This window comes from Neisseria iguanae, from assembly GCF_003013245.1.
GTDB classification, from domain to species: domain Bacteria; phylum Pseudomonadota; class Gammaproteobacteria; order Burkholderiales; family Neisseriaceae; genus Neisseria; species Neisseria iguanae.
Map to the genome: position 1 here is coordinate 1 of NZ_PXYY01000108.1, position 7593 is coordinate 7593.

6 protein-coding genes and 2 pseudogenes are annotated in these 7593 nt (G+C 52.6%); 3 read left to right on the forward strand and 5 right to left on the reverse strand.

Annotated features, from left to right (window positions below):
* Positions 1-157: 157 nt before the first annotated feature.
* From C7N83_RS12200 to C7N83_RS12215, 4 genes are all read right to left on the reverse strand, one after another.
* Complete coding sequence (locus C7N83_RS12200) at positions 158-946, reverse strand: thiazole synthase (RefSeq protein WP_106742964.1); 789 nt, start codon at positions 944-946, stop codon at positions 158-160.
* A 16-nt stretch (positions 947-962) separates the two neighbouring features.
* Positions 963-1157, reverse strand: coding sequence for a sulfur carrier protein ThiS (gene thiS, locus C7N83_RS12205; RefSeq protein ID WP_106742966.1), 195 nt, complete (start codon positions 1155-1157; stop codon positions 963-965).
* A 64-nt stretch (positions 1158-1221) separates the two neighbouring features.
* A complete protein-coding gene (thiE, locus tag C7N83_RS12210; protein ID WP_106742968.1) occupies positions 1222-1848 on the reverse strand; it encodes a thiamine phosphate synthase in 627 nt (208 codons plus the stop codon).
* Positions 1849-1871: 23 nt separating this feature from the next.
* The gene (locus tag C7N83_RS12215) at positions 1872-2969 is read right to left on the reverse strand and encodes an FAD-dependent oxidoreductase (protein ID WP_106742969.1); all 1098 of its coding nucleotides are present in this window, start codon (positions 2967-2969) and stop codon (positions 1872-1874) included.
* A gap of 393 nt (positions 2970-3362) precedes the next feature.
* Here C7N83_RS12215 and glnE point away from each other — a divergent pair, with 393 nt between their 5' ends.
* Positions 3363-6050 carry a bifunctional [glutamate--ammonia ligase]-adenylyl-L-tyrosine phosphorylase/[glutamate--ammonia-ligase] adenylyltransferase gene (gene glnE / locus C7N83_RS12220; protein ID WP_106742973.1) on the forward strand — a complete coding sequence of 896 codons (2688 nt, stop codon included), beginning with the start codon at positions 3363-3365 and terminating at the stop codon, positions 6048-6050.
* 37 nt (positions 6051-6087) lie between these two features.
* On the opposite strand, the gene C7N83_RS16665 is transcribed toward glnE, so the two are convergent.
* Entirely contained in the window at positions 6088-6210 is a 123-nt protein-coding gene (locus C7N83_RS16665; RefSeq protein ID WP_281256779.1) for a hypothetical protein, read from the reverse strand.
* Positions 6211-6629: 419 nt separating this feature from the next.
* Between C7N83_RS16665 and C7N83_RS17130 the strand changes: the two are divergent.
* Both C7N83_RS17130 and C7N83_RS16320 read left to right on the forward strand, forming a co-directional pair.
* Positions 6630-7245: pseudogene (locus C7N83_RS17130) on the forward strand (NAD-dependent epimerase/dehydratase family protein); the annotation flags it as partial.
* A 190-nt stretch (positions 7246-7435) separates the two neighbouring features.
* Positions 7436-7593 (forward strand): annotated as a pseudogene (locus tag C7N83_RS16320) (IS1595 family transposase); the annotation flags it as partial.

Here is a 7593-nt window from a genome sequence, read left to right on the forward strand (position 1 = left end):
GGCTGGCGGCGGAGGATGGTTTGTGCGGTCTGTCTGGGGGGTTGCTTGCGGTCGTGTCCGGAAATGCAGGCGTTGCCTTGTGGTCAGTTGTGTGTCGGCCATGTTGCTTTTTGTTGTCGGGAAAGGCCTGTTTTATCTTCATTAAAAAACCATTCACTCAATATTCCACTGAATGCCAAAACGGCTGTCCAACGGTCGGCGTACTTGCCCGAGCCTGTCCGCGTGCTTGTACCGGTTCAGCCTCGAATGCAGCGCGTCCGGCTTCGGTGGCCAAAGCAAATGCGCGCGCCATGTTAACTGGATCTCCCGAACGGGATACGGCGGTATTGAGCAATACCCCGTCAAAGCCCCACTCCATTACCTGCGCCGCTTGCGACGGCAAACCCAACCCCGCATCGATAATCAGCGGTGTGTCAGGCAAGCGTTCTCGTAACACTTTCAGCGCGTATTCATGCACCACGCCTAATCCCGTACCAATCGGCGCTGCCCACGGCATCAATGCCTGACAACCGGCATCGAGCAGGCGGCGGCAAGCGATTAAGTCTTCGGTGCAATACGGCAACACTTTAAAACCGTCGTCAATCAGGATTTTCGCCGCTTCGACCAATTGAAACACATCCGGCTGCAAGGTGTCGTCATCGCCGATTAATTCCAGTTTAATCCAATCGGTTTCAAACACTTCACGCGCCATTTGCGCGGTGGTCACGGCATCCTGCACACTTTGGCAACCGGCGGTATTGGGCAACACCGGCACATTCATTTGTTGCAGCAAGCCCCAAAAACCCTGTCCGTGCGCTTCACCTGCCGAACCGGCGCGGCGCAGCGACACGGTAATCATGCCGGGCTTGGCTGCTTCAACCGATTGGCGCAACACTTCCGGCGTTGGGTAAGCTGCCGTACCGAGCAGCAGGCACGAAGCAAACGATTTTTCATAAAGATTCAACATAATGTTCCTTTCCGCTTCAGCCGCCGACCACCGGACGCACAATATCAACCGCATCATTTTCGCTCAAAAGCGTTTGTTCATACACGCCTTTAGACACAAACTGCGTGTTCACCGCGACGGCAAATGGCTTATCAGGGCCAACCGATACCACCAAATCAGCAACATTTTTCCCTGAAAATTCAAAATCTTCTCCATTTAGTTTAATGTTCATGCTAATTTCCTTTAGGCCGTCTGAAACCGATTTCAAACCATGCCTGATTTACCGTCGGATCTTTTCAGACGGCCTGTTCGCCCCACAAAGCCTGAAATGCTTTCACTACCGCTTCAGGGTCTTCCGCTTCCGTCACCGCACGCACCACTGCCAGCGACGATACGCCCGTTGCCAACACCCGGCGCGCATTGTTCAAATCAATACCGCCTATGGCCACCACCGGCGTATCTCCGGCCTGTCGTACGTATTGGCGCAAATTGTCCAACCCTTGCGGTGCGGTCGGCATTTGTTTGGTGGTCGTCGGAAAAATCGCACCGCTGGCGACGTAGCTCGGGTTTACCGACAAGGCACGGTCAAGCTCGGCAACAGAATGCGTGCTCAATCCCAAACGCAGTCCAGCGGCCATGATGGCGGCCAAATCAGCAGTATCCATGTCTTCCTGCCCCAAATGCACACCGTATGCACCCGCTTTTACCGCCATCTCCCAATGGTCGTTGATAAAGAGTTGGGTGTCGCTGCCTCGGCAGGCGGCGACGCAGCGTTCGATTTCGCGGTATAACGCATCGCCGCTCAAACCTTTATTGCGCAACTGCACCGTATCTGCGCCGGCTTTCACCATGCGATTGACCCAACCGGCGGTCGGGACGACCGCATAAAATTTCAAAGGCTTAACTAATTTTGGAAACTGCATTTTGGGTTTCCTTTTATTCAGTTTCAGATGGAAGCCAAGCGCAAATAGTCCAAACCCGTTTCAGCATCGGATTCAGGCATTTCGCCACCGCCAAACAAATGCACGGCCAGCCGCACCGCCGCACCCGCGACTGCCGGTGAAATCATAAAGCCGTGGCGGAACAGGCCGTTTACTTCAATCAAATGCGATGCTTCATGATAACGGATTTCCGGATTGTGGTGGGGTAAAGTCGGGCGCAGGCCGACGGCGATCTCGCGGATTTCCGCTTCGCCGAATGCGGGATGAACCGCATACAGAGCGGACAACAATTCCAAACCTGAGCGTACGCTGGCTGGCGAATCGCTTTCGCTTTCCAATTGGGTCGCGCCAATCACAAACAGATGGTTTTCCTTAGGCGCAATATAGAGCGGATAACGCGGATGCAGCAAGCGCACCGGACGGTTCAGGCTGACTTCGGGCGCGTAAACGCGTGCCACTTCGCCGCGTACACCGCGCAACCGGCTCGGTTCAGACGGCCTGTTCCAACGCGCTTTGGCACCATAGCCGCGACAATCAATAATGCCATCAAAGCCTTGTAAATCAGCAATTTCATGCGCTTGCTGCCAATGGCAATGCACACCGCTATCTTCTAATGTATCGGCCAACGACACCAGCACTTGACGGTTGTCCAACTGACCTTCGCCCGGCAGATAAAGTCCGCCTGAAAAGCGGCCGGCCAGTTGCGGCTCATGGGCGGCGATGTCGGCAGCAGACCAATGCACGGTCGGGTTTTCGCCTTGGTTGGCACGGCTTAAGTGCTGCTGGAAATCGCGTGACAAGGGTTTGTCCTGCCCGTGCCACACAATCAGGCTGCCGTTTTCCTGATGGAACACCGGTGTTTTCAGACGGCTCGTGATGTCGCGCCATGAATCCATGCTTTGCCGCCCGAGCGACACTACCAACGGCGTGGCCTCTACCGATTCAGCCAAAGGCGCGAGCATGGCCGCCGCCACATAAGCCGCCGCCTGTTCGCCCTTGCGCGTGCCTTTATCGAACAGCGATACTTCAAAGCCCTGCCGCGCCAAGCCCCACGTAGTTAAACGGCCGCACAAACCGCCGCCCAATACTGCGATGTGTTTCATCTTTTGCTCTTTGATTGATTGGAAAATGACTGTATTGCATTGTAAACAATTTAATGATGCCGATAAAGGCCGTCTGAATGGATTTTGAAGCATATCAAGGTATTTATTTGAAATAGGATCTGTGAGATTTGGGGAGCCGTGATTGAAGATTGATGTTGCTTTGAAAATTGCGCAGCTATGAAGCGTAAATATTCAGATTCGGGAAATAGAAAATAAACTGATGCCATAGTACCGCCCTTCCCTGACCCCTTCCCGACAGACGGGACGGGACGGGAAACAAGTGTAAAATATTCAACAGTTGCTCATTTAGCTTTAAAAAGCCGCTTCAACCCTTTCAGACGGCCTGTTTTCTTTGCTATGATGAACTTTTACCTTTCCTGCCCACTCACCATCATGAACCTGCTCGACACCGGCCGCCGCTATTCTCCGTTCCTCGCCCGAAATCTGGATTCAGGCCGTCTGAAAGCAGAAATTTTTCATCCCATGCTGGCAAAAGCATTGGGCATGGAAGATTTCCAAGCCTTTGCCGATTGGGGCAAAATCCGCGCCGATGAAAACGAAGAAGAATTGGCCAAGCAGTTGCGTGAATTGCGCCGCTATGTGGTGTCGCAGATTATCGTGCGCGATGTCAACCGTTTGGCCGATTTGGACGAAGTCACGCGCACGATTACGTTGTTTGCCGATTTTGCCATCAACATAGCACTGGATTTTTCCTATGCCTATTATCAAGACATGTACGGCACACCCATCGGCCGCTACACGGGCGAACCGCAGCATTTGAGCGTGGTGGCGATGGGCAAAGCAGGCGGTTATGAGTTGAACGTGTCGTCCGATATCGATTTGATTTTTGTTTATCCCGAATCGGGTTCGACCGACGGCAAACGCGACCTCGACAATCAGGCGTTCTTCACACGCGTCGGCAAAAAGCTGATTGCATTGCTGAACGATGTCACCGCCGACGGCTGGGTGTTTCGCGTCGATATGCGTTTACGGCCGGACGGCGGCTCGGGCGCATTGGTGTTGAGCGAAACCGCATTAGAGCAATACTTGATTCAGCAAGGACGCGAATGGGAGCGATATGCGTGGTGCAAAGGCCGCGTGGTCACGCCATATCCGAACGACATCAAAGGCTTAATCCGCCCGTTTGTGTTCCGCAAATATTTGGACTACAGCGCCTACAGTGCCATGCGCAGCCTGCACCGCCAAATCCGCAACGAAGTGAGCAAAAAAGGCTTGGCGGATAATGTGAAGCTCGGCGCAGGCGGCATACGCGAAGTGGAATTTATCGCGCAGATCTTCCAAATGATACGCGGCGGCCAAATGCGCGCGCTGCAATTGAAAGGCACGCAGGAAACGCTGTTGAAGCTGGAAGAACTGGGCATTCTCCCGAGCGGGCAGGTGCGCATGCTGTTGGAAGCCTACCGTTTTTTACGCGCTGTCGAACACCGATTGCAATATTGGGGAGACCAACAAACCCAAACCCTGCCGACCACGCCCGAACAGCAGCAATTTCTGGCCGAAAGCATGGGTTTTACCGATTATGCCGCTTTTTCAGACAGCCTCAACGCCCACCGCCGCCGCGTGAATGCTTTGTTTAACGAAATTTTGAGCGATTCGGAGAGCGACATCGATGAAAACAACCATGAATGGCTGTGGGCCTGGCAAGAAGAACCGGACGAATACGAACGCAGCAAGCAGCTGAACAAACACGGTTTTCATGCCGAAAGAGTGGCCGCCCGTCTTGACCATTTGCGCAGCAGCCACAAATACCGTCATTTATCGGCGCATGCCCAGCCGCGATTCGACGCGATGGTGCCCGCCTTTATACAGGCCGCTGCCGCACAACCCAACCCGACCGACACCTTTATGCGCCTGATGGATTTTCTAGAAAACATCAGCCGCCGATCGGCCTATCTGGCCTTTCTCAACGAACACCCGCAAACCTTGCAGCAACTGGCCGGAATCATGAGCCAAAGCTCGTGGGTAGCCGCTTATCTCACGCAATACCCGATTCTGCTTGACGAACTCATCAGCACCCAACTGCTCGAAACCGATTTCGATTGGCCGAAACTGGCCGCCGAGCTTTCAGACGGCCTCAACAACTGCAAACACGACACCGAAGCGCAAATGGACGTCCTGCGCCATTTCCAACACGCCCAGCTATTCCGTTTGGCGGTGCAGGATTTGGCCGGACTGTGGACGATTGAAGCCCTATCCGACGAACTTTCTGCTCTTGCCGACACCGTGATTACCGCCGCACTGCCGTCCGTGTGGGCCGACATGCCGAAAAAACACCGCGACACGCCGCAATTTGCCGTCATCAGCTACGGCAAACTCGGCGGCAAAGAATTGGGCTACACTTCGGATTTAGACTTAGTTTACCTGTTTGACGACAGCGACCCCGATGCACAAGACGTATATATCCGTTTCGCCCGCCGCCTGACCAACTGGCTCTCCGCCCCCACCGGTGCAGGCACGCTCTACGATGTCGACGTGCGCCTGCGTCCCAACGGCGACAGCGGCTTTCTCGCCCAAAGCGTGGCCGCGTTTGAAAAATACCAGCGCGAAAATGCTTGGACTTGGGAACACCAATCCCTCACCCGCGCGCGGTTCATTTGCGGCATGCCCGAGATTCAGACAGCTTTCGACCGAATCCGCGCCGACATCCTGACTACTGAACGCGACACCGCCAAACTGGCAAGCGAAATCATCGATATGCGCGAAAAAATGTTCCCCACCCACCCACCTGCCGACAGCAACGTCAAATATGCCCGCGGCGGCGTGGTCGATGTCGAATTCATCGTGCAATACCTGATTTTGGCGCATGCACACCAACACCCCGAATTGCTCGATAATTATGGCAACATCGCACTTTTAAACATCACCGCCGACTGCGGTTTGATCGACAAAAATCTCGCCGAACAAAGCCGCACCGCCTACCGTTTTTACCGCCAGCAGCAACACAACACCAAGCTGCGCGATATCGGCAAAGTGGAAGTGAATGATGTTTTGCTGAGGCATTATGACCGCGTCAGAACATTGTGGCGCGAAGTATTTAGCGAGGAGGCGAAGAAAGTATAATATGTTGTTTTTAATACATAAAATATCTAAAAATATTTTAGATAACCTTTTTGCATGAATATTTATCTGCCGATCCAACTTCAGCCGCAGCGGCTTGCCGAACAACATCATCATGACAACCCAAAATTTCAGTCGGTGTATAAGCGGCATCGGCTGCCACATCCGCGCCGGCGACAGTAATGCACGGTAAGCCATACTGGGGCTGTTATGATTACTTTCCAATAGGCCGTCTGAAACAGTGACAAACCCTACTTCGAAGGCCTTTCTACATACAATGACCGGCGTGTTATCTAAGTGTCAGCGAATGCCATTGGAAGCCGGGGAACCGGCCCGTACTGCTTTTCCACGTTTGGCAGCCTTTAAATACGCGGCGGGCAGGAATACGGGGCAATTCTGTTTGCCATAGCTTTTGAAGTCGTTTTTGGTTTTGAAGTCGTTTTTGGTTATGTTTGCATTACGGCAGTTAAGACGGTTGAAAAGGGGGGGAATCGGGGTTTTCACACATCACAGGCTGCACTTTGATTTCCTACGGCCGTCCGTTTTTCTGAAATATCATTTTTCCAGGGCACAACCAACGCGATGAACATTCTCGTTACCGGCAGCATTGGCTTTATTGATTCGCACACAGTTGTATCTTGGTTGAAAAGCAGTCATCACGTTGTGATTCTAGCTAATATGTGTAATTCAGGCATTCATATGCTACCACATCTGAAAGTGATTACCAGTCAGGATATTCCGTTTTATCAGGGTGATATCCGCGATCATGAAATTTCACGCCGTATTTTTGCTGAAAACAGCATTGATTCGGTGATGCCTGACAAGCAATAGGGGCAAGCGTGGCCGAACTGATGGGATATGTGTGATAATGTTTCCGGCAGCCTGGTCTTAACCGAAGAAATAGCGTGCACAGGTGTATTGAATATTGTATTCAGCTCATCAGCTACGGTGTATAGCGACCCGGACAAAGCGCCTTATATCTCGAAGATATGCCGCCGGGCGGCACCGCCCATCCTTACGGCACATCGAAATCAATGGTTGGGCGCATACTTACCGACATTCAAAACCGATCCACGCCGGAGCGTGTTTCAACCTCATCGGCGCACATGAAATCGGCTTGATTGGCGAACAGCCCAACAGTATTCCGAATAATCTGCTGCCTTATCTCTGCCAAATGACTTCAGGTAATGTGCCACGTTGGTGATCTGGTGTGTTTCTATACCAATCTTTTCTACACCAAAGCGCAAATCGGCTGGCAAACTCAACGCAATTCGGCTTAGGGCAATGATGGAGGATTCGATGATGGTTAATACGTCAAGACTCAAGGCTGTCTGAAGTTTCAGACGGCCTTGAGTTTAAAATTTGGGGCTGACGCAGATGAGTAAAAAATGAAGGTAACCCATTGCAAACCAAGCAAACCTACACGGAAAAAATTCTTCAATTTTCTGTATCGGAAGTAACGGCCCGTGCAGCTGCCGGTACACCCGGTATCCGGCCTGATTCCGCCCTGTTGTTTTACCGTAAAATCCGCCAAGCCATCGCTTAC